Annotated in this window: 16 protein-coding genes and 2 tRNA genes; 7 read left to right on the forward strand and 11 right to left on the reverse strand. The window is 67.0% G+C overall.

Features of this window, described 5'->3' with window-relative positions; genetic code table 11:
* The first annotated feature begins 5 nt into the window (after positions 1-5).
* Positions 6-1,979, forward strand: coding sequence for an alkyl/aryl-sulfatase (locus EPAKOI_RS09960; protein ID WP_423192122.1), 1,974 nt, complete (start codon positions 6-8; stop codon positions 1,977-1,979).
* Positions 1,980-2,006: 27 nt separating this feature from the next.
* Positions 2,007-3,653 carry a GMC family oxidoreductase gene (locus EPAKOI_RS09965; protein ID WP_423192123.1) on the forward strand — a complete coding sequence of 549 codons (1,647 nt, stop codon included), beginning with the start codon at positions 2,007-2,009 and terminating at the stop codon, positions 3,651-3,653.
* A 77-nt stretch (positions 3,654-3,730) separates the two neighbouring features.
* Here EPAKOI_RS09965 and EPAKOI_RS09970 read toward each other — a convergent pair.
* The 3 genes from EPAKOI_RS09970 to EPAKOI_RS09980 form a co-directional block, all read right to left on the reverse strand.
* Positions 3,731-3,807: transfer RNA gene (locus EPAKOI_RS09970), tRNA-Arg, on the reverse strand.
* A 93-nt stretch (positions 3,808-3,900) separates the two neighbouring features.
* Complete coding sequence (locus tag EPAKOI_RS09975; RefSeq protein WP_124683925.1) at positions 3,901-4,554, reverse strand: class I SAM-dependent methyltransferase; 654 nt, start codon at positions 4,552-4,554, stop codon at positions 3,901-3,903.
* A gap of 123 nt (positions 4,555-4,677) precedes the next feature.
* Positions 4,678-5,952, reverse strand: a complete 1,275-nt coding sequence (locus EPAKOI_RS09980; RefSeq protein ID WP_423192124.1) for a diguanylate cyclase — start codon at positions 5,950-5,952, stop codon at positions 4,678-4,680.
* Positions 5,953-6,373: 421 nt separating this feature from the next.
* Between EPAKOI_RS09980 and EPAKOI_RS09985 the strand changes: the two genes are divergently transcribed.
* The 4 genes from EPAKOI_RS09985 to EPAKOI_RS10000 all read left to right on the forward strand — a co-directional run bounded on the left by EPAKOI_RS09985 (position 6,374) and on the right by EPAKOI_RS10000 (position 8,954).
* A tRNA-Pro gene (locus EPAKOI_RS09985) sits at positions 6,374-6,450 on the forward strand.
* A 539-nt stretch (positions 6,451-6,989) separates the two neighbouring features.
* A complete protein-coding gene (infA, locus tag EPAKOI_RS09990; RefSeq protein WP_008641674.1) occupies positions 6,990-7,211 on the forward strand; it encodes a translation initiation factor IF-1 in 222 nt (73 codons plus the stop codon).
* Between the two features lie 186 nt (positions 7,212-7,397).
* Positions 7,398-7,874, forward strand: a complete 477-nt coding sequence (locus EPAKOI_RS09995; protein WP_423192125.1) for a SixA phosphatase family protein — start codon at positions 7,398-7,400, stop codon at positions 7,872-7,874.
* A 228-nt stretch (positions 7,875-8,102) separates the two neighbouring features.
* Complete coding sequence (locus EPAKOI_RS10000; protein WP_124683922.1) at positions 8,103-8,954, forward strand: GNAT family N-acetyltransferase; 852 nt, start codon at positions 8,103-8,105, stop codon at positions 8,952-8,954.
* 111 nt (positions 8,955-9,065) lie between these two features.
* Here the strand turns inward: EPAKOI_RS10000 and ppx are convergent, their stop codons facing one another.
* Positions 9,066-10,598: an exopolyphosphatase gene (gene ppx, locus EPAKOI_RS10005; protein WP_124683921.1), complete on the reverse strand. Its 1,533-nt coding sequence runs from the start codon at positions 10,596-10,598 to the stop codon at positions 9,066-9,068.
* A gap of 110 nt (positions 10,599-10,708) precedes the next feature.
* Here ppx and ppk1 point away from each other — a divergent pair, with 110 nt between their 5' ends.
* Positions 10,709-12,829, forward strand: coding sequence for a polyphosphate kinase 1 (gene ppk1, locus EPAKOI_RS10010; RefSeq protein ID WP_313834944.1), 2,121 nt, complete (start codon positions 10,709-10,711; stop codon positions 12,827-12,829).
* Between the two features lie 86 nt (positions 12,830-12,915).
* Here the strand turns inward: ppk1 and phoR are convergent, their stop codons facing one another.
* The 7 genes from phoR to pstS all read right to left on the reverse strand — a co-directional run bounded on the left by phoR (position 12,916) and on the right by pstS (position 19,742).
* Positions 12,916-14,238 (reverse strand): phosphate regulon sensor histidine kinase PhoR, encoded by a 1,323-nt coding sequence (gene phoR, locus EPAKOI_RS10015; protein ID WP_124683919.1) that lies wholly within the window; start codon positions 14,236-14,238, stop codon positions 12,916-12,918.
* A 140-nt stretch (positions 14,239-14,378) separates the two neighbouring features.
* The gene (gene phoB / locus EPAKOI_RS10020; protein ID WP_124683918.1) at positions 14,379-15,086 is read right to left on the reverse strand and encodes a phosphate regulon transcriptional regulator PhoB; all 708 of its coding nucleotides are present in this window, start codon (positions 15,084-15,086) and stop codon (positions 14,379-14,381) included.
* Between the two features lie 35 nt (positions 15,087-15,121).
* Positions 15,122-15,826, reverse strand: a complete 705-nt coding sequence (gene phoU, locus EPAKOI_RS10025) for a phosphate signaling complex protein PhoU (protein WP_124683917.1) — start codon at positions 15,824-15,826, stop codon at positions 15,122-15,124.
* A gap of 57 nt (positions 15,827-15,883) precedes the next feature.
* Positions 15,884-16,672 (reverse strand): phosphate ABC transporter ATP-binding protein PstB, encoded by a 789-nt coding sequence (pstB, locus tag EPAKOI_RS10030; protein ID WP_061959259.1) that lies wholly within the window; start codon positions 16,670-16,672, stop codon positions 15,884-15,886.
* Between the two features lie 43 nt (positions 16,673-16,715).
* On the reverse strand, positions 16,716-17,618 hold the full coding sequence (pstA, locus tag EPAKOI_RS10035; RefSeq protein WP_124683916.1) for a phosphate ABC transporter permease PstA: 903 nt from the start codon (positions 17,616-17,618) through the stop codon (positions 16,716-16,718).
* Positions 17,615-18,580, reverse strand: a complete 966-nt coding sequence (gene pstC, locus EPAKOI_RS10040; protein ID WP_124683915.1) for a phosphate ABC transporter permease PstC — start codon at positions 18,578-18,580, stop codon at positions 17,615-17,617. Before pstC ends, pstA begins: the two co-directional genes overlap by 4 nt.
* Before the next feature lie 130 nt (positions 18,581-18,710).
* Complete coding sequence (gene pstS, locus EPAKOI_RS10045; protein ID WP_124683914.1) at positions 18,711-19,742, reverse strand: phosphate ABC transporter substrate-binding protein PstS; 1,032 nt, start codon at positions 19,740-19,742, stop codon at positions 18,711-18,713.
* Positions 19,743-19,864: the final 122 nt, after the last annotated feature.

Below are 19,864 nucleotides of genomic sequence, written 5' to 3' on the forward strand. Positions count from 1 at the left end.
TCGCCATGCGCCTTGCCCGCACTGCCATGCTGGTTGCCACCACCCTGACGATGTCCGCCGCGCTGGCCGCGCCCGGGCCGGCCACGCCGCTCACGGCCCAGTCGAATGCCGAATGGCTGCAGCGCCCGCCGTTCTCGGACCGCGCCGACTACGCCGATGCCCAGCGCGGGCTGGTGGCGCGCTTTCCGCAGCGGTCGATCCCGGCCGCCGACGGCACCCCGGCCTGGGACTTCGACGCCTACGCGTTCGAGTCGGGCGACGCCCCGCCCACGGTCAACCCCAGCCTGTGGCGGCTGGCGCAACTCAACAACGAGGCCGGCCTGTTCAAGGTGACGGACCGCGTGTACCAGATCCGCGGCGCCGACCTGGCGAACATGAACATCATCGAAGGCGACACCGGGCTGATCGTCATCGACACCCTGCTCACCGCCGAGACCGCCCGCGCGTCGCTGGATCTCTACTACGCGCACCGCCCGCGCAAGCCGATCGTGACCGTGATCTACACCCACAGCCACATCGACCATTTCGGCGGCGTGCGCGGCATTGTCGACGAGGCCGACGTCAAGTCCGGCAAGGTGGACATCATCGCGCCCCATGGCTTCATGGAGGAGGCGGTCAGCGAGAACGTGCTGGCCGGCAGCGCCATGAGCCGGCGGGCGCAGTACATGTACGGCACGCAGCTGCCGCGCAGCGCCACGGGCCAGGTGGATACCGGCCTGGGCAAGGGCACCGCGCGCGGCACGATGACGCTGCTGGCGCCCACCTCGCTGGTCACCCGGCCGGTGGAGGTGCGCCGCATCGATGGCGTCGACGTCGAGTTCCAGCTCACGCCCGGCACCGAGGCCCCGGCGGAGATGAACGTCTACCTGCCGCAGTTCCGCACGCTCTGCATCGCCGAGAACGCGGTGCGCACCCAGCACAACGTGCTGACGCTGCGCGGCGCGCAGGTGCGCGATGCCAAGGGATGGTCGTACTTCCTGGCGCAGGCGCTGCTGCGCTACGGCGAGCGCACCGACGTGCTGATCGGCCAGCACCACTGGCCCACCTGGGGCCGCGCCCGCATCGTCGAACTGCTGTCCGACCAGCGCGACATGTACGCCTACCTGAACGACCAGACGCTGCGCCTGATGAACCAGGGCTACACGCCGCTGGAGATTGCCGACCAGCTCAGGACGCTGCCCCAGCCGCTGGCCAGCAAATGGTATGCGCGCGACTACTACGGCTCGGTCAGCCACAACGTGCGCGCCGTCTACCAGCGCTACCTGGGCTTCTACGACGGCAACCCGGCCCACCTGAATCCGCTGCCGCCGGTGCAGGCCGCCCGCAAGACGATCGAATGGATGGGCGGCCCCGACGCCGTGCTGGCCCGGCTGCGCGACGCCTACGCGCGCGGCGAATACCGCTGGGTCAGCCAGATCGGCAACGAGCTGGTCTTCGCGGACCCGTCGAACGCGGCCGCGCGGGCGCTGCAGGCCGACGCGCTGGAGCAGCTTGGCTACCAGAGCGAGAACGCCACCTGGCGCAACATCTACCTGACCGGCGCCCAGGAACTGCGCGACGGCGTGGCCCGGCCCAGCAAGGGCGCCACCAGTTCGTCGGACATGGTGCGGGCGCTGACCGTACCGAACTTCTTCGATTTCCTGGCCGTGCGCCTGAACGCCGACAAGGCCGCCGGCAAGACGCTGACGCTGAACTGGCAGTTCACCGACCTGAAGCAGCGCTACGCGATGACGCTGCGCAACAGCGCGCTGACCTACGTGGCCGAGGCCCAGCACGCCCAGCCCACCGCCACGGTCACGCTGACCAAGGCGACGCTGGACCAGATCAGCCTCAAGCAGCTCACGCTGCCGCAGGCGACGCAGTCGGGAGCCATCCGGATAGACGGCAATCCGCAGGCCGTGTCAGGCTTGTTCGGCATGCTGGACACGTTTGACAGCAACTTCGCCATCGTGACGCCGCGCAGCGTCCCACAACAATAAGACCCCTCGCGGACGGAGACAGACACCATGGGCCCCACCCATTTCGACTACATCATCGTTGGCGCCGGCTCGGCCGGCTGCGCGCTGGCCGGACGGCTGGCGGACCGGCCGGACCTCTCGGTGGCCCTGCTCGAAACCGGGCCCGACGACCACCACCCGAGCGTCTGGACGCCGCTTGCCATCGCCCGGACCGTGCCCAACCCCGGCCCGCGCAACTACGGCCTGCGCACGGTGCCGCAGGCCGGCCTCAACGGCCGCGAGTCGTACCAGCCGCGCGGCCGGGGGCTGGGCGGCAGTTCGTCGATCAACGCGATGCTCTACGTGCGCGGCCATCGCTCCGACTACGACCGCTGGGCCGCGCTTGGCTGCGAGGGCTGGGGCTACGACGACGTGCTGCCCTACTTCCGCCGCAGCGAATGCAACCAGCGCAACGCCGGCCGCGACGACGCCTGGCACGGCGGCAGCGGCCCGCTGCACGTGAGCGACCTGCGCACGCCCAACCCGTTCTCGCGGCGCTTTGTGCAGGCCGCCGCCCAGGCCGGGCTGTCGGTCAACGACGACTTCAACGGGCCGGAGCAGGAAGGCGTGGGCCTCTATCAGGCCACGCAGTTCAACGGCGAACGCTGGAACGCGGCGCGCGCCTACCTGCATCGCGGCAACCGGGGCGACGCAGGCCACAACGGCGGCCGCCAGAACCTCTGCGTGATGACCGGCACCCAGGCGCTGCGCATCGTCTTCGAGGGCAAGCGGGCGGTGGGCGTGGCGGTATCGCAAGGCGGCCAGACGCGGACGCTCTACGCGCGGCGGGAGGTCATCGTCAGCAGCGGCGCGTTCCATTCGCCGCAGTTGCTGATGGCCTCGGGCATCGGCCCGGCCGATCATCTGCGCAGCGTTGGGGTGGACGTGGTGCACGACCTGCCGGGCGTCGGCCAGAACCTGCAGGACCACCTGGACATCATCATCGGCAAGCCGGTGGCGTCATGGCACCTCTACGGCTACTCGCTGCGCGGCGTGGCGCGGATGGCCGGCGAGGTCATGCGCTATCGCTGGCGCCGCACGGGCATGCTGGCCTCGCCGGTGGCCGAGGCCGGCGCGTTCGTCAAGACCCGGCCCGGGCTGGACGCGCCTGACCTGCAGCTCCACTTCGCGCCCGCGCTGCTGGGCAACTCCAACGTGTTGCGCAACGGCCGGCCGGGGCATGGCTATTCGTGCCACGCATGCGTGCTGCGTCCCGAGAGCCGGGGCACGGTGCAACTGCGGTCGGCGGACATGCGCGAGGCGCCGCTGATCGACCCGCGCTTTTTGTCGGCACCGGCGGACCTGGACGGCATGGTGGCCGGCGTGCGGCTGATGCGCCGAATCTTCGCGCAGGCGCCGCTGGCCGACGCCGGCGGCACCGATCCGCTGCGGGACCTGCTGGGCGACGGCGATGGCGATGACGCAGCCATCCGCGACTTCATCCGCAACCACGCCGACACCATCTACCACCCCGTGGGCACCTGCAAGATGGGCGTCGACGCGATGGCGGTGGTCGATCCGCAACTGCGCGTGCGGGGCGTGCAAGCGCTGCGCGTGGTCGATGCGTCGGTCATGCCGACGTTGATCGGCGGCAACACCAACGCGCCGACGATCATGATCGCCGAGCGCGCGGCGGACCTGCTGGCGGCGGCCTGACAAGGGCGGCACCAAGGGCGGCGGGCAAGCCGGGAAAGAGGGGAAAGAGGGGAAAAAAGGAAGAAAGGAAAGAAAGCTGGCCCGCCCTAGAGGATTCGAACCTCTGACCGCTCGCTTAGAAGGCGAGTGCTCTATCCAACTGAGCTAAGGGCGGATAACCATGCCCACGGGCGGGGCCTGCCTTGCCATGGCGGCAAGGCAGGCATTCTACCGCAGCGCCTGCGCCAGGGGAACGCCGGCGGCGCCGCTATGCCGGGTGTTTCTGCAGGATGAACTCGATGGCACACTCGGCCGACGGCGTGCGCGTCTGGTCGAAGCTGCCGTCCAGCAGGCTCGGCCGCACGCCGATGTCGACGCGGAAGATCGACAGCGGCGTGACCGCGTCGGAGATCGCGCGGACGAAGTCGAGCACGTTGATCGACACCGGCGACCACGACCGCATCTTGAACATCGTGAACGTGTGCTTGTGGTCGGAGTTGAAGCGCGATGGCCAGTGGCCCTGCTCGTACAGGTCCTCGTCGGGCACCTGGATCACCAGGTAGCCGCCCGGCTTGACCACGCGAATCCAGTGGCGGATGGCCACGGACGGGTCCACCACATGCTCCAGGCAGTGCGACGAGTAGACGAAATCGAACGAGGCGTCGGGCACCCGTTCCAGGTACTGGGCGTCGCCATGCTGCCTGTCGAAGACGAAGACATGGCGCATGGCGGGAAACATTTCGGCAAAGAGCGCGATGGAGTCGATGCCGCCGCCCACGTCGAGCCCGTCGCCGACGAAATAGCGCGTGGCGTAGCGCGAATCATGCACGCGCCGCAGGATCGAGATCGAGGTCGCCCCAGGAATGTTCTGCTGAATCCGCCGCGGCTGGTCGGCGGCGTGTTCCGGTCGGATGATGTCCATGGATATTCGCGCGTGGCGCGTGTAGTTGACCCGCGCCATCTTTAGCACCGCCGGACGCGGGCTTGAATCGGAAATCCACGAAATTGGCATCAGCCGCCCCAGGGTGCGCCCCTGGGGCCGGGCTCAGGACGGCTCGCGCTCGCGCACGCGCGGCCGGCGCGGCATGCCGACGGCCTCGGCGGCGTCGTGCGACGACACGCAGTTACGGCCCATCTGCTTGGCGTCGTAGAGTGCGCGGTCGGCGCGGCGCATCATCGCGTCGGCGTTCTCGCCGGGCTGGCGCTCGGCCATGCCGATGCTGACCGTGTACGCGATGGCGTCCGGCTCCGATGGGCACGGCGTGGACCGGACCATCGCGCTCAGCCGCACGCTGATGGCGCGGCCGGTTTCCAGCGTCGTGTCGGGCATGGCGATCGCGAATTCCTCGCCGCCCAGCCGGCCGATCACGGCCCGCGCCGGCGCTGCCTTGCGCAGCAGGCCGGCAAAGTGGCGCAGCACGCTATCGCCGGCCAGGTGCCCGTACAGGTCGTTGATGGCCTTGAAGTGGTCCAGGTCGATGAACGCCACGGTGAACGGCGCGCGCTGGCGCTCGGCCTGCTTGCAGGCGTCCTCCAGTTCTTCCCAGAAGGCGCCGCGCGACAGCACGTCGGTCAGGTCGTCGTGCCGGGCCCGGCGTTCGATGATGCGGCGCAGCCGGTCGTGCGCCATCAGCGCAAAGCTGACCGACAGGCCCACCACGCCGAACACGAAGCAGAGCGTGATGCTGTCCCGCTCGTCCGGCGCCAGCAGCGGGTGGCCGTCGACCAGCGTCGAAAGCGGCGCCCAGGCCTGCGCGGCGGCGATGACCGTGCAGGCCAGCGCCACCAGCGTCAGCGACAGCACGGCCAGCCGCCCGGTGCCCCGCTTGAGCGGCAGGCGCGGCAGCGTGACGCGGATCATCTCCAGCAACAGCAGCATCTGGATGACCGACGCGGCCAGCATCAGCCCGGCCACGGCGCCGGGCGACGCCACGTCGGCCAGGATGGGCGGCAGCGCCTGCGGCGCGACGCCAGCCATGCCCAGGCCGGCATGCAGCCCCAGCCCGACCAGGCCCGGCAGGTTCAGCACCATGAGCACCGCGGCCCGCCCGGGCTTGCCAACAAAATGGCGCGTACCGTGGACCATCATCGACAGGCCGAGCGTCAGCGCCAGCTCCGGCGCGGCGGCCAGCGGCCAGCCGGGCCGGTAGGCATGGACGGCCAGCAGCCCTGCGGCCACGGTCACGACCAGATCGCCGAGCGCCCACGACGTGAGCCCGCTGCGCTCCATACCGGCCGAGCGCCGCAACACGGCACAGACGATCGCCATCTGCAGCGCGAACAACGCTGCGATCAGCACTACCACCTGCGACTGAAACATCTTTATTCCCGTTCACAAAGGCACTTCCGGTGCTCCGCACGCACCTGCCAGCCTTTCTATTGCGGCCTGCGAACAGCCGTCCTTATGGTTTCCGCGGGTCCGGCAGCCCATCGGCCCCCGACGCGCAGGCATCGATGGCGAGGGGATGGCTCAGGCAATGTCCGGCCGCCCGCGTCGCAAGCGGGGGTGGCACGCCATAGTTGTGATAGTGGGACCTGGTCCGGGTGGGCACAGCAATGCCAGGCGCGAATCGCCGGGTCGGACCGTTGCGGTGTGCGGATTATGTCAGCGCGCCGTCTCAAGTCAAGCCAAATGCGATCCCGCCTGAAGCGGGGTACCGGGCGGCGCCGCGCACGCCACTTGCGGCGCCTGCAGGCTCCATTTGACCGGGGGTGACGTGTCGGGATAGAATCGCCGGTTCCGGAGCGTAGCGCAGCCTGGTAGCGCATCTGATTTGGGATCAGAGGGTCGTAGGTTCGAATCCTATCGCTCCGACCATATTTGCAAGCTGTTTTAGGTAGAGGGATCAAGGGCTTACGCCGCAAGGCGTGAGCCCTTTTTTCCTGGCGCCGCCGCCGCGGGCCGGCGGCCACGGCGATGCCGCGCCTGCGAAAACGCGGGAACGTGCTACAATCGCGCGTCAGTTCGGGGTATCTGTGCATGCCCTGTAACCGGGATCGCGCCGCCTGGCGCACTGGAAAACCCATCGCCCCGCCCCCACCTTCTGCTGTATGTGGATGGCCGGATGCGTCACCTGGCCCGGAAACACCTTGCCCGCTGTCCCCGTGATGTACACGGCTGCGCCCATTGCGCGCGCGGCCGGCATGGCAAGGTAATCGTCAGGGTCATCCGCGCTCCCTTCTCGATTCTCCGGCCCGCCTGGCCTGCAAGCCCGGCCCGCCGGATTGCTTCCCGGAACGTTACGCGCGGCTGCCGCCCTCGGGTGGCGATGCGTGGCCGCGCACAGACCACCGGGCGTCCACAGAATACTCACCAACTCAACGCAGCCGTTGCGGGCTGCCACAAAGGAAAACAGATTGGCTAAGGAAGAACTCATTGAATTTGGCGGCGTGGTGTCGGAAGCCCTGCCCGACAACCGTTATCGCGTGACGCTGGAAAACGGCGTGGAAATCTGGGCATACGCATCGGGCAAGATGCAGAAGCACCGCATCCGCATCCTGGCCGGCGACCGCGTGACCCTGGAAATGTCGCCCTACGACCTGACCAAGGGCCGCATCAATTTCCGCCACAAGTCCTGAGTTCGCTGCATCCGGCCGGTGCCCCGCTGTCATGCGGGTGACACCGGCGCTGCCGACACTGACGGGCTATCCGTGGGCCTTGCCCACCGGATGGCCCGTTTTGTTTTTGGGCGACCGCGGCGCGACGACCTTGCCGGGGCCGCCGCGACTCACCATACTCAAGGCTCGACGAAGCCCCTGCCGAACATGAATCTGATTCTGTGGCGCCACGCCGAGGCCGAGGACCTGCCCGACGCGCTGAGCATCTCGCGCAGCGCCGACCTGCAGCGTCCGCTGACGCGCCGTGGCCGCAAGCAGGCCGAGGCCTCCGCCGACTGGCTGCGCGCCCATCTGCCGGCCGACTACCGCGTGGTCTGCAGCCCCGCCCTGCGCACGCGCGAGACCGCTGCGGCGCTGTCAGGCAAGGCCGAGATCCTCGACGACCTGGCGCCGGGCGCCGACGTGGGCGCCGTGCTCGCCGCCATCGACTGGCCGCAGGGCCATGACCACACCGTCGTGGTCGGCCACCAGCCGTGGATTGGCCAGCTTGCCAGCCTGTTGCTGGCGGGCCACGAGATGCCCTGGAGCGTCAAGAAGAGCGGCATCTGGTGGCTGGCGGGACGCACGCGCGAGCAGGAAGCCCAGGTGGTCCTGCGAGCGGTCGTCCAACCAGATTTTCTCTAAATGCACGGCGGCGTTGGAAGTTAAGCGCCCCGAAAGTCACATATTTGTCATCAGCCTGTCGCATTTCGGCGAACAACGATGTGCGCAATCGTAAGCCTGTTCTATGGTTAAGGCTTGCGTCGCGACAACGATGTGTCAGTCACGGAACGGTCACGATCGATTCACGGCGCTGTCACCCGGCCTCTCTACATTGTTTCGAAGCCGTTTCGTCACCGAAAGGACACACTGATGCGAGACCTCCCGACGCCTACCCAGCCGCTTTTCGACTCCTTGCCCACTGGCCTGTCTGGCCAGTCGGCGCGGAGGCGTCTTCCTCGTCAGCCAGCACAGCACCAAACCCAGATTCAAGCTCCGGCGCCTGCTTTCAGCGTGGCGTGGGCACGTCACCAGGACGAAGTAGCCGAGGCCCAGCGCCTGCGCTACAAGGTCTTTGCCGAGGAAATGGGCGCGCGCCTGCAGTCCTCGGCCACCGAAACCGACGTCGACATGTTCGACGCCTACTGCGACCACCTGATCGTGCGCGACCAGGAGACGCTGAAGGTGGTGGGCACCTACCGCGTGCTGCCGCCGCACCAGGCCAAGCGCATCGGCTGCCTGTACGCGGAATCGGAATTCGATCTCGTGCGGCTCGCGCACCTGCGCCCGAAGATGCTGGAACTGGGCCGCTCGTGCGTGCACCGCGACTACCGCTCGGGCAGCGTCATCATGGCGCTCTGGGGCGGCCTGGGCGAATACCTGCAGCGCTACAACCTCGAATCGATGCTGGGCTGCGCGAGCGTGCCGATGAGCGACGGCGGCCACTACGCGGCCAGCCTCTATCGCCAGTTCGCCGAGAAGTCGCTGGCGCCGATCGAGTACCACGCCTTCCCGCGCGTGCCGCTGCCCGTGGACGACCTGAACCAGGCACTGGACGTGGAACCGCCGGCGCTGATCAAGGGCTATCTGCGCCTGGGCGCCAAGATCTGCGGCCTGCCCGCCTGGGACCCCGATTTCAACGTTGCCGATTTCCTGACGCTGCTGCGCGTGCGCGACATGAACCCGCGCTACGCCCGGCACTTCCTGGGCATCCAATCGGCCTGACCGCTCCGGCGACCACGGCCCCTGCCACCGGACGAAACGGCTGATCGTACGGAAGGCAAAAGAAAAACGGCGACTCAATGCGAGTCGCCGTTTTTCATTGGCTTGCCAGTATCAGACGTAGACAACCTTGTAGCGCTTGCCCACGCGTTCCCACTCGTCGGCTTCCTGCGCCAGGCTGTATTCGACCAGCGGATTGGCGTCGATCCACGTCTTCGGCAGGCGCACTTCGAACCCTTCGTCCAGTTCGTCGGCACGCTGCCTGACCTGGATGTCCGGCAGCTTCATGTCGCCACGGCGCCGGCATAGTACAAACGCCAGACGCAGGCTGAACAGCATCCGCCAGTCGACAAACTTGCCGCTGCCGGACAGCTTGCCGAGCTTGCCCGCATGGCCCAGCAGCAGCGTGGCCAGCCGCGCCTGGTCGGTCTTCGAGAAGCCCGGCATGTCGGCGTGCGTGGCGATGTAGGCCGAGTGCTTGTGATAGCCGCTGTGCGAGATCGTCATGCCGATCTCGTGCAGGCTGGCGGCCCAGCCCAGCAGCGCCAGGTTGTCGTCGCGGCGCTCGTTGCGCGGCTCGGGAAACTGCGCCAGCAGGTCGCGCGCGGCCTGGCCGACGCGGGTGGCCTGGGCGCGGTCCACGGCGTAGCGGCGCATGAACTGGTCCACGGTCACGGTCCGCATGTCCTCGTGATGGCTGCGGCCGAGCAGGTCGTACAGCACGCCCAGGCGCAGCGCGCCGTCGGTCACGTCCATGCGGTCGACATCGAGTTCGGCAAACACGCCGAGCATGATCGACAGGCCGCCCGGCAGCACCGGAATCCGGTCCGCCTTCAGGCCGGTCAGCTTGACCCGGTTCGTGTTCTCGGCCTTGATCAGCGCGCGCTTCAGGCGCTCCAGCCCTTCGCGCGTGATGCCGTGCTCGGACGCGCTGTCGTTCATGCCATTGAGCTCGATCAGTTCGGCCAGCGCGCGTGCCGTGCCCGACGAGCCCACGGCCTGCTGCCATCCCGCCGCCTTGTACTGGCGCACCAGCACCTGGATCTCGCGGCGCGCGGCCAGCTCGGCCTGCTTGAACGCGTATTCGTCGACGTTGCCGCTGGGAAAGAACTGGCGGCTGTGCGAGACGCAGCCGATGTACAGGCTTTCCATCAGCTTGGACTGATAGCCGCTGCCAATGATGAATTCGGTGGAGCCGCCGCCGATGTCGACGACCAGGCGGTTGCCCTGGCAGGCCGGCGCATCGTGCGACGCGCCCAGGTAGATCAGGCGCGCCTCTTCGCGGCCGGCGATGACTTCGATCGGGAAGCCGAGCGCGGCTTCCGCCTCGATCAGGAAGTCCGAGGCATTCTTGGCCACGCGCAGGGTATTGGTGGCCACGGCCCGCACCTGCTCGGGAGCGAAGTCGCGTAGGCGGTCGCCAAAGCGGCGCAGCGCGTCCACGCCGCGGCGGCGCGCGGGCTGGTCCAGGTACTTGTCCGGCGTCAGGCCGGCCGCCAGCCGCACGGGCTCGCGCAGCGCATCGACCTGGAAGATCTGGCTGGCCGGGCCCGAGGCGGTGGGCGTCTCATCCACCCGCCCGATCATCAGGCGGAAGCTGTTGGAGCCCATGTCGACGGCGGCCAGCAAGCGGGGATTCTGTGTCATTGCGTCAGTATTACGCGGGATAGGCCGACGATGGCCAAGCCCGTAAGATTATGTCTGTGTCATGTCCGCAGCATGACAAAATCAAAGTGTCATCAAATTGACACGATTCTATGAAAAAGTCGCCACATCGCCAAAACAAGGTCTTAGACATGTCGACGACGCCGCCCGGCACGCTGCTGAACCGCGAGCTGGGCATTCTGGAATTCAATGCGCGAGTGCTCGCGCAAGCCGCCGACCCCAATGTTCCGCTCCTGGAACGGCTGAAATTCATCTGCATCGTCTCCAGCAATCTGGACGAGTTCTTCGAGATCCGCATGGCCGGGCTGAAGGAACAGATGCGGGACAACGCATCGGGCCTGACGCCCGACGGCCTTTCCTTCCAGCAGGCCTACCAGCTTGTCACCGAGCGCACGCAGCGGCTCGTGGCCTCGCAGTATGACATGCTGCAGAACGTGATTTTCCCCGCGCTTGAAAAAGAGGGGGTGTTTTTTCACCTGACCAGCACCTGGACCGACGCCCAGCGCGAATGGGCGCGCGACTTCTTCGTCCGCGAACTGGGCCCGGTGCTGACGCCGATTGCGCTTGACCCGGCGCACCCGTTCCCGCGCGTGCTCAACAAGAGCCTGAACTTCGTGATCGAGCTGTCCGGCAAGGACGCCTTTGGCCGCGACGCCGACCTGGCCATCGTGCAGGCCCCGCGCGCGCTGCCGCGCGTGGTGCGGATGCCGGAGGCGCTGTCGGGCTACCCGTTCGGGTTCGTGATGCTGTCGTCGTTCATGCAGGCGTTCGTGCACGAGCTGTTCCCGGCCATCGAGGTCGAGGGCTGCTACCAGTTTCGCGTCACCCGCAACTCCGACCTGTTCGTGTCCGAGGACGACATCACGGACCTGCGCGAGGCGCTGCAGGGCGAGTTGCCTACCCGTCACTTTGGCGACATGGTCCGGCTGGAAGTCTCGTCCGACACCCCGCCCGCGCTGGCGCGCCGGCTGCTGCTGGAATCGGGGCTGACCGAGCAGGACCTGTACCGCGTCAGCGGGCCGGTGAACCTGGTCAGGCTGATGCAGATCCCGGACCTCGTGGACCGCCCTGCCCTGAAGTACCCGCCGCACGTGCCGGCGCCGGTCAAGGCGTTCCCGCCGGGCGCGAACATGTTCGACGTGATCCGCCAGCGCGACGTGCTGCTCCATCATCCGTACGAAAGCTTTGCCTCGGTGCTGGACCTGCTCCAGGCCGCCGCCAACGACCCGAACGTCGTGGCGATCAAGCAGACCGTCTATCGCACCGGCAACGAGTCGGCCGTCATGGAGGCGCTGATGACGGCGGCCCGCAACGGCAAGGAAGTGACCGTGGTGGTGGAGCTGCTGGCACGCTTCGACGAGGAAACCAATATCAACTGGGCCGAGCGGCTGGAATCGGCCGGCGCCCACGTGGTGTATGGCGTGGTGGGCCACAAGTGCCACGCCAAGATGCTGCTGGTGGTGCGGCGCGAGCCGGCCAGCGCCAAGGTCAAGCACGCGGTGCTGCGGCGCTACGTCCACCTGGGTACCGGCAACTACCACCCGCGCACGGCACGGCTGTATACAGATTTCGGGCTGCTGACCGCCAACGAGCAGGTCTGCGAGGACGCCCACCACGTGTTCCAGCTGCTGACTGGCACGGCCGGCACCATCCGGCTCAATCACCTGTGGCAGTCGCCGTTCACGATGCACAGCAACCTCGTCGAGCACATCCGCGCCGAGGCCCGCAATGCGCGCGCCGGCAAGCGTGCGCGGATCATCGCCAAAATGAACGCGCTGCTGGAGCCGACGATCATCGACGAGCTGTACAAGGCGTCGCGCGCGGGCGTGAAGATCGACCTGATCGTGCGGGGTGTCTGCGCGCTGCGGCCCGGCGTGCCGGGGCTGTCCGAGAACATCTCGGTGCGGTCCATCGTCGGCCGGTTCCTGGAGCACCACCGCGTCTACTACTTCCACGCGGCCGGCGAGGACGTGCTGTACCTGTCCAGCGCCGACTGGATGGACCGCAACCTGTTCCGCCGCGTCGAGGTGGCGTTCCCGATCCTGGACCGCTCGCTCAAGGCGCGCGTGATCAAGGAAGGGTTGCAGGTCCACCTGCACGACAATGCGTCGGCCTGGATCATGGAGCCCGATGGCGAGTACGTGCGCAAGGCGTCGCGCGCCAAGCTGCAGCGCGTGAGCCAGCAGGAGCTGCTGCTGAGGTTCGGCACCTGACCCTGGCTGGCCGGGCGCGGTGGGCGACAAAAAAGGCGGACCACGGTCCGCCTTTCTGTTTGCCGGCCCTGCCCGCTTCCGCCGGGCTACGCCGCGTGGCGCGACGTGTCGGCGTCGTAGCCGCTCCGATCTACGGGAAATACGATGCGGAACGTGCTGCCGCGGCCCACCTCGCTGGTCACGCGCAGGTCGGCATGGTGGCGCGACAGCACGTGCTTGACGATGGCCAGCCCCAGGCCAGTGCCGCCGGTATCGCGCGACCGGCTGCGGTCGACCCGGTAGAAACGCTCGGTCAGCCGCGGAATGTGCTCGGGCGCGATACCCAGCCCGGTGTCGCTGACCGAGAACACCGAGTGGCCATCGGTAAAGGTCATGCGGATGGCGATGCGGCCGCCGTCGGGCGTGTAGCGCACCGCGTTGGACACCAGGTTGCCCAGCGCCGACAGCAGCTCGCCCTCGGCGCCGCGCAGCACCACGGCCGGGTCAATCTCGGTCTCGATCTCGTGCCGGCCCTGCGACAGCGCCTCGGCATCGTGCACCAGATGGGCGGCCAGCGCGGCAACGTTGACGCGGTCGTGCCCGGGTGGCTGGGCGTCGGACTCCAGCTTGGCCAGCGCCAGCAGGTCCTCGACGATATGCTGCATCCGCATGGACTGCACCAGCATCATGTCGACGTAGCGGTTGCGGTCTTCCTCGGACACCGGCAGGTCGCGCACGGTCTCCAGGAAGCCGGTGAGCACCGTCAGCGGGGTCTTCAGCTCGTGCGAGACGTTGGCCACGAAGTCGCGCCGCATGGCCTCGGTGTTCTCGACCTTGGTGATGTCCTGCGTCAGCACCAGCTTGCGGTTTTCGCCATAGGGCAGGATCTGCACCGACGTGATGCTGCGCTTGTGCTCGCCCATGTCGCGCATGACCAGCGGCTCGTCGTAGCGCTCGCGGGTCAGGTAATGGACGAATTCCGGCCGGCGGATCAGGTGCGTGATGCGCTGGCGCACGTCGCGCCGCGCGTTGAGCCCGAAATGCTGCTCGGCCACGTCGTTGCACCATTCGATCTGGTCCGCGTCGTCGAGCATCAGCACGCCGTACGGCGACGCCTGGATGGCCTGGATGAAGCGCGTGTGCTGCTGTTCCACCTGCAGCACCTGCGTGCGCCAGCGCTTGACCAGCCGGTGGAGCCGGTAGTAGACCTCGCCCCACAGGCCCAGCGCGCTGGGGATTTCGCCATATGCCGGGGCGTCGAGCACCCGCCACAGGCGGTTGATCTGGAACAGGTAGTAGGCCAGCAGGCCGAGCAGGGAAAGGCAAAGGAACAGCAGGCCGGGCACGGCGCCGGCCACGGCGTACAGACCGCCGGCCACGGCTGCCAGGCCGACGAGGATGGCCACGGAGCGGGCCCAGATGACATTCATGCGAGGAGTAGATGAGGTTCAGACTGCGTTCGCATTGCGGCACAGTCTGCCACAACAAGCGCCGCGGCGTTGCGTCCGCCCGGCATTATCCGCTATCGGCCGGCGCGGCCCCCGCTGCACCGCCGCCGGCCCGGCCGGCGTCAGTGGTTCGGCGATCGCGCCAGGCGGTAGCCGCTGCCCCGCACGGTCTCGATCATGTTGCTGTAGCCGCCCGGCGTCAGCGCCGCACGCAGGCGCTTGATGTGGACGTCGACGGTCCGCTCCTCGACGAACACATGGTCGCCCCAGACCTGGTCCAGCAACTGTGACCGGCTGTGCACACGTTCCGGATGAGTCATCAGGAAGTGCAGCAGGCGGAACTCGGTGGGGCCCAGGTCCAGCTTGATCGGGCCGGTCTCGTCCTGGCCGGTCACGCGGTGCGTGGCCGGGTCCAGCCGCAGGCCGTTGATGGCCACCACGTCGTCGGTCAGCTGCGGCGCGCGGCGGCGCAGCACCGCCTTGATGCGCGCCAGCAGTTCCTTGGGCGAGAACGGCTTGGTGACGTAGTCGTCCGCACCGGCTTCCAGGCCCATGACCTTGTCCTGCTCCTCGCTGCGGGCGGTGAGCATGATGATCGGGATCTGCTTGGTGCGGTCGTTGGTCCGCAGCTCCTTGGCGAAGGTGGCCCCGGACTTGCCCGGGAGCATCCAGTCCAGCAACACCAGGTCGGGCAGCACGTCGCTCATCAGCGACAGGGCCTGCTCGGCGTTGTAGGCGCGAATGGGATAGTGTCCCGCGTGCTGGAGATTGACGGCAATCAGCTCGGCGATGGCCGGTTCGTCCTCGACAACGAGAATACTGCTTGGCATGTATTTTTTCTCCGCTTATCAGTCCTGGCGCGTCGTCAGCTTAATGCTTCGCGCTCCATGTCTTCGCGCGAGGCATGGCGCACGTCCGTGCCCTTCACGATATAGATGATGAATTCCGCGATGTTCTTCGCGTGGTCGCCAATGCGCTCGACGGCCTTGGCGATGAACAGGAAGTCCAGCGCCACCGAGATCGTGCGCGGGTCTTCCATCATGTAGGTGATCAGCTTGCGCACGAAGGCGCGGAATTCCTCGTCGATGGCCTTGTCGTCCTTGACGATCCGCGCGGCAGCCACGGTGTCGAGCCGCGCAAAGGCGTCCAGCGCCTGGCGCAGCAGGTTGATGGCCATCTCGCCGGACAGCTTCACCTCGGCATAGTTGATGTTGTGCGCGGCCGCATCTTCCATGATGTGCTTGGTGCGCTTGGCGATCTTCTCGGCCTCGTCGCCGGCGCGCTCCAGGTTCGTGATCGTCTTGGAGATCGCCATCACCAGGCGCAGGTCGCGGGCGGTGGGCTGGCGGCGGGCGATGATGTTGCCGCAGTCCGCGTCGATCTCGACTTCGAGCGAGTTGAGCTGCTGTTCGCGCACCATGACCTGGTCGGCCAGGTCGGCGTCGAAGTCGGCCAGCGCGCGCATGGCCATTTCGATCTGCGACTCCACCAGCCCGCCCATCTGCAGCAGCTTGGTGTTGATCGCGTTGAGGTCGGCGTCGAACTGGGTCGACAGGTGTTTGTCAGTCATGGTGTGCTCCTGGCCGCTTGCCGAATGCTGGATGGGTCCTGCGCTGCCCGCCCCGGATCAACCGAAGCGGCCGGTAATGTAGTCCTCGGTTTCCTTGCGGTGCGGCTTGATGAAGATTTTCTCGGTCTCGCCGAACTCGATCAGCTCGCCCAGGTACATGTACGCCGTGTAGTCCGAGCAGCGCGCGGCCTGCTGCATATTGTGCGTCACGATCACGACCGTGTACTCGTCCTTCAGCTCGGCGATCAGTTCCTCGATGCGGCCCGTGGAGATCGGGTCCAGCGCCGAGCACGGCTCGTCCAGCAGCAGCACCTCGGGGCGGATGGCGATGCCGCGGGCGATGCACAGCCGCTGCTGCTGGCCGCCCGACAGGCCGTAGCCCGACTGGTGCAGCTTGTCCTTGGCCTCGTTCCACAGCGCGGCCTTGGAGAGCGCCCATTCCACGCGGTCGTCCATTTCCGAGCGCGACAGCTTCTCGAACAGGCGCACGCCGAACGCGATGTTGTCGTAGATCGACATCGGGAACGGGGTGGGCTTCTGGAAGACCATGCCCACCTTGGCGCGCAGCAGCGAGATGTCCTGCTTGCTGGTCAGCAGGTTCTCGCCGTCCATGTTGATCTCGCCCTCGGCGCGCTGCTCCGGGTAGAGCGCGAACATCTTGTTGAACGTGCGCAGCAGCGTGGACTTGCCGCAGCCCGACGGGCCGATGAACGCCGTGACCTTGCGGTCCGGGATCGACATGTTGATGTTCTTCAGCGCGTGGAACTGGTTGTAGTAGAAGTTCAGGTTCCGGACGTCGATCTTGGCGCGCACGGTATCGGGAATATCGATGACGGTAGAGGTCATGCTGATGTCTCGCTTGAATTCGGTAGTTGGCTGGAGGCGCCGGTTATTTCTTGAACAGCATGCGCGCGACGATGTTCAACGCAAGCACGCCGACAGTAATCAGGAACACGCCGGCCCAGGCCAGTTGCTGCCATTCCGTGAACGGGCTCATGGCAAAGCGGAAGATCGTCACCGGCAGGTTGGCCATCGGCTTGTTCAGGTCCGCGCTCCAGAACTGGTTGGACAGCGCGGTGAACAGCAGCGGCGCGGTTTCGCCGGCGATCCGGGCCACGGCCAGCAGCACGCCGGTCACGATGCCCGCGTACGACGACTTGACCGTGATCGACATCACCATCTTCCACTTCGGCGTGCCCAGGGCCACCGCGGCCTCGCGCAGCGCGTTCGGCACCAGGTTCAGCATGTTCTCGGTGGTGCGGACCACGATGGGAATCTGCAGCAGCGCCAGCGCGCACACGCCGGCCCAGCCCGAGAAGTGGCCCATGCGGGTCACCACCAGCGCGTAGACGAACAGGCCGATCACGATGGACGGCGCCGACAGCAGGATGTCGTTGATGAAGCGGATCAGGCTCGCCAGCGGCGACTTCTGGCCATACTCGGCCAGGTAGATGCCCGCCAGGATGCCCAGCGGCGTGCCGACCAGCGTGGCCACGCCCACCAGCACGAAGCTGCCGAAGATGGCGTTGGCCAGGCCGCCGCCGGCGGTGTTCGGGGCCGGCGTCATCTGCGTGAACAGGTCGATCGACAGGCCGCCCACGCCCAGCGAGATCGTGGTCCAGAGGATCCACGCCAGCCAGAACAGCCCGAAGGCCATGGCCGCGAGCGACGCGGTCAGCGCAAAGGCGTTGGTGCGGCGGCGCGAGCCCTGGAGCCGGCCGCGGATGGCGTCGGAATCCGGACGAACGGCGGGAATGGACGAGGTCGATACGGCTTGACTGGCTTGGTTCATTTGCCACCCTCATTCTTGGCAAGGCGCAACAGCAGGATCTTGGACAGGGCCAGCACGACGAACGTGATGAAGAACAGGATCAGGCCCAGTTCCATCAGTGCCGCGGTATGCAGGCCGGCACCGGCTTCGGCGAACTCGTTCGCCAGTGCCGAGGTGATGCTGTTGCCGGGCGAGAACAGCGAGACGTTGTCGAGCAGGTTGGTGTTGCCGATCACGAACGTGACGGCCATCGTTTCCCCCAGCGCGCGGCCCAGGCCCAGCATGATGCCGCCGATGACGCCGGCGCGCGTGTAGGGCAGCACGACCTTCCACATCACTTCCCACGTGGTGCAGCCGATGCCGTAGGCCGATTCCTTGAGCAGGACCGGCGTCACCTCGAACACGTCGCGCATCACCGAGGCGATGTACGGAATGATCATGATCGCCAGGATCACGCCCGCGCACAGCAGGCCGATGCCCAGCGGCGCGCCCTGGAACAGCTTGCCGATCACCGGCACCTGCCCCACCGTGTTGGCGAGCGGCTTCTGGAAGTATTCGCCGAAGATCGGCGCGAACACGAGCAGGCCCCACATGCCGTAGACGATCGACGGCACGGCGGCGAGCAGCTCGATGGCGGTGCCCAGCGGCCGGCGCAGCCAGACGGGCGAAAGCTCGGTCAGGAACAGGGCGATGCCGAAGCTGACCGGCACGGCGATGATGAGCGCGATCAGGGAGGTCACCAGGGTGCCGTAGATCGGCACGAGCGCGCCGTAGACGTCGGCGGGCGGGTCCCATTCGGCCGACCACAGGAACGGCAGGCCGAACTGCTTGATCGACGGCCAGGCGCTGATGGCGAGCGACACGATGATGCCGCCCAGCAGCAACAGCGTGACGATGGCGGCGCCGCGGGTCAGGCCGCCGAACAGGATGTCGCCAAGGCGGCTGGGAGGCCGGACGGCGGGGAGATCGGACGTAGTCGCCATGATGGAAATCGGTAGGTGGAACATGCGCCACGGCAGCCGTCCGGCCACCGTGGCACCGTCACGCGGCCCGGGGCCGGCCAAGGGCCGGCGGGGCGCTGCGCGACGGGTCGGGCTTCAGTACAGCACCAGCTTAGTACAGGGCCTTGCCCGAACCGTCCTTGACGCTCTGCTTCCACGTCGTGCGGATCTGGTTCACCACGGCTTCCGGCAGCGGCACGTAGTCCAGCTCCGTGGCCATGGCGGCACCGCTCTTGTAGGCCCAGTCGAAGAACTTCAGCACTTCCTGGCCCTGGGCCGGCTTTTCCTGGTTCTTGTGCACCAGGATGAACGTGGCGCCGGCGATCGGCCAGGCGCCCTTGCCCGGCTGGTTCGTCAGGATCTGGTAGAACGTCTTGTTCCAGTCGGCACCGGCGGCGGCGGCCTTGAAGGCGTCGTCGCTGGGCTGCACCACTTCGCCCGCCGAGTTCTTCATCGTCAGGTACGTCATCTTGTTCTGCTTGGCGTAGGCGTACTCGACGTAGCCGATGGCGCCGTTCAGGCGCTGCACGAAGGCGGCCACGCCCTCGTTGCCCTTGCCGCCCGTGCCGCCACCCGGCCAGTTCACGGTCGTGCCCTCGCCCACCGAGCTCTTCCAGTCATTGCTGACCTTCGACAGGTAGTTCGTGAAGATGAACGTCGTGCCCGAGCCGTCGGCGCGGCGCACCGGCAGGATGTCCTGGCTCGGCAGCTTGGCCTTCGGGTTCAGGGCCTTGATCGCGGGGTCGTCCCACTTCTTGATCTTGCCCAGGTAGATGTTGGCCAGCACGTCGCCCGTGATGGTCAGCTCGCCCGGCTTCACGCCTTGCAGGTTGATCACCGGCACCACGCCGCCGATCACGGTCGGGAATTGCACGAGGTTGCCCTTGGCCAGTTCCTCGTCCTTCAGCGGGGCGTCCGACGCGCCGAAATCGACCGTCTTGGCGTTGATCTGCTTGATCCCGCCCGACGAACCGATGGATTGATAGTTGACCTTGTTACCCGTTGCTTTTTGATAGGCGTCCGCCCATTTGGAATACACGGGCGCCGGGAAGGAAGCGCCAGCACCGGTAATTTCCGCCGCGAACGCAGTACCCGCCACCACAATCGACACGATGCCTGCTACGGCAGTCTTGACCAGCTTCATATGTCCTCCAGAGAACATTGGTTGGGAATGACAAATTTTTGACAAGGCGAACTGTATGCCGCTTGTATGACAGTTCCGTGACATCCCGAAATCTTCTTCAAGCCCTCCCCCAAATGGCCGAT

It is taken from the genome of Cupriavidus sp. H18C2, from assembly GCF_049393795.1.
GTDB lineage: Bacteria > Pseudomonadota > Gammaproteobacteria > Burkholderiales > Burkholderiaceae > Cupriavidus > Cupriavidus pauculus_C.

Bases quoted from the DNA above. Each gene is read 5' to 3' on its own strand.
- EPAKOI_RS10000 (WP_124683922.1), top strand. From the start codon at position 8,103: ATGCGAGACCTCCCGACGCCTACCCAGCCGCTTTTCGACTCCTTGCCC.
- pstS (WP_124683914.1), bottom strand. From the start codon at position 19,742: ATGAAGCTGGTCAAGACTGCCGTAGCAGGCATCGTGTCGATTGTGGTG.
- phoU (WP_124683917.1), bottom strand. From the start codon at position 15,826: ATGACTGACAAACACCTGTCGACCCAGTTCGACGCCGACCTCAACGCG.
- pstB (WP_061959259.1), bottom strand. From the start codon at position 16,672: ATGACCTCTACCGTCATCGATATTCCCGATACCGTGCGCGCCAAGATC.
- phoR (WP_124683919.1), bottom strand. From the start codon at position 14,238: ATGAATGTCATCTGGGCCCGCTCCGTGGCCATCCTCGTCGGCCTGGCA.
- phoB (WP_124683918.1), bottom strand. From the start codon at position 15,086: ATGCCAAGCAGTATTCTCGTTGTCGAGGACGAACCGGCCATCGCCGAG.
- pstA (WP_124683916.1), bottom strand. From the start codon at position 17,618: ATGAACCAAGCCAGTCAAGCCGTATCGACCTCGTCCATTCCCGCCGTT.
- EPAKOI_RS09960 (WP_423192122.1), top strand. From the start codon at position 6: ATGCGCCTTGCCCGCACTGCCATGCTGGTTGCCACCACCCTGACGATG.
- EPAKOI_RS09995 (WP_423192125.1), top strand. From the start codon at position 7,398: ATGAATCTGATTCTGTGGCGCCACGCCGAGGCCGAGGACCTGCCCGAC.
- pstC (WP_124683915.1), bottom strand. From the start codon at position 18,580: ATGGCGACTACGTCCGATCTCCCCGCCGTCCGGCCTCCCAGCCGCCTT.
- EPAKOI_RS09980 (WP_423192124.1), bottom strand. From the start codon at position 5,952: ATGTTTCAGTCGCAGGTGGTAGTGCTGATCGCAGCGTTGTTCGCGCTG.
- EPAKOI_RS09965 (WP_423192123.1), top strand. From the start codon at position 2,007: ATGGGCCCCACCCATTTCGACTACATCATCGTTGGCGCCGGCTCGGCC.
- EPAKOI_RS09975 (WP_124683925.1), bottom strand. From the start codon at position 4,554: ATGGACATCATCCGACCGGAACACGCCGCCGACCAGCCGCGGCGGATT.
- ppx (WP_124683921.1), bottom strand. From the start codon at position 10,598: ATGACACAGAATCCCCGCTTGCTGGCCGCCGTCGACATGGGCTCCAAC.
- ppk1 (WP_313834944.1), top strand. From the start codon at position 10,709: ATGAAAAAGTCGCCACATCGCCAAAACAAGGTCTTAGACATGTCGACG.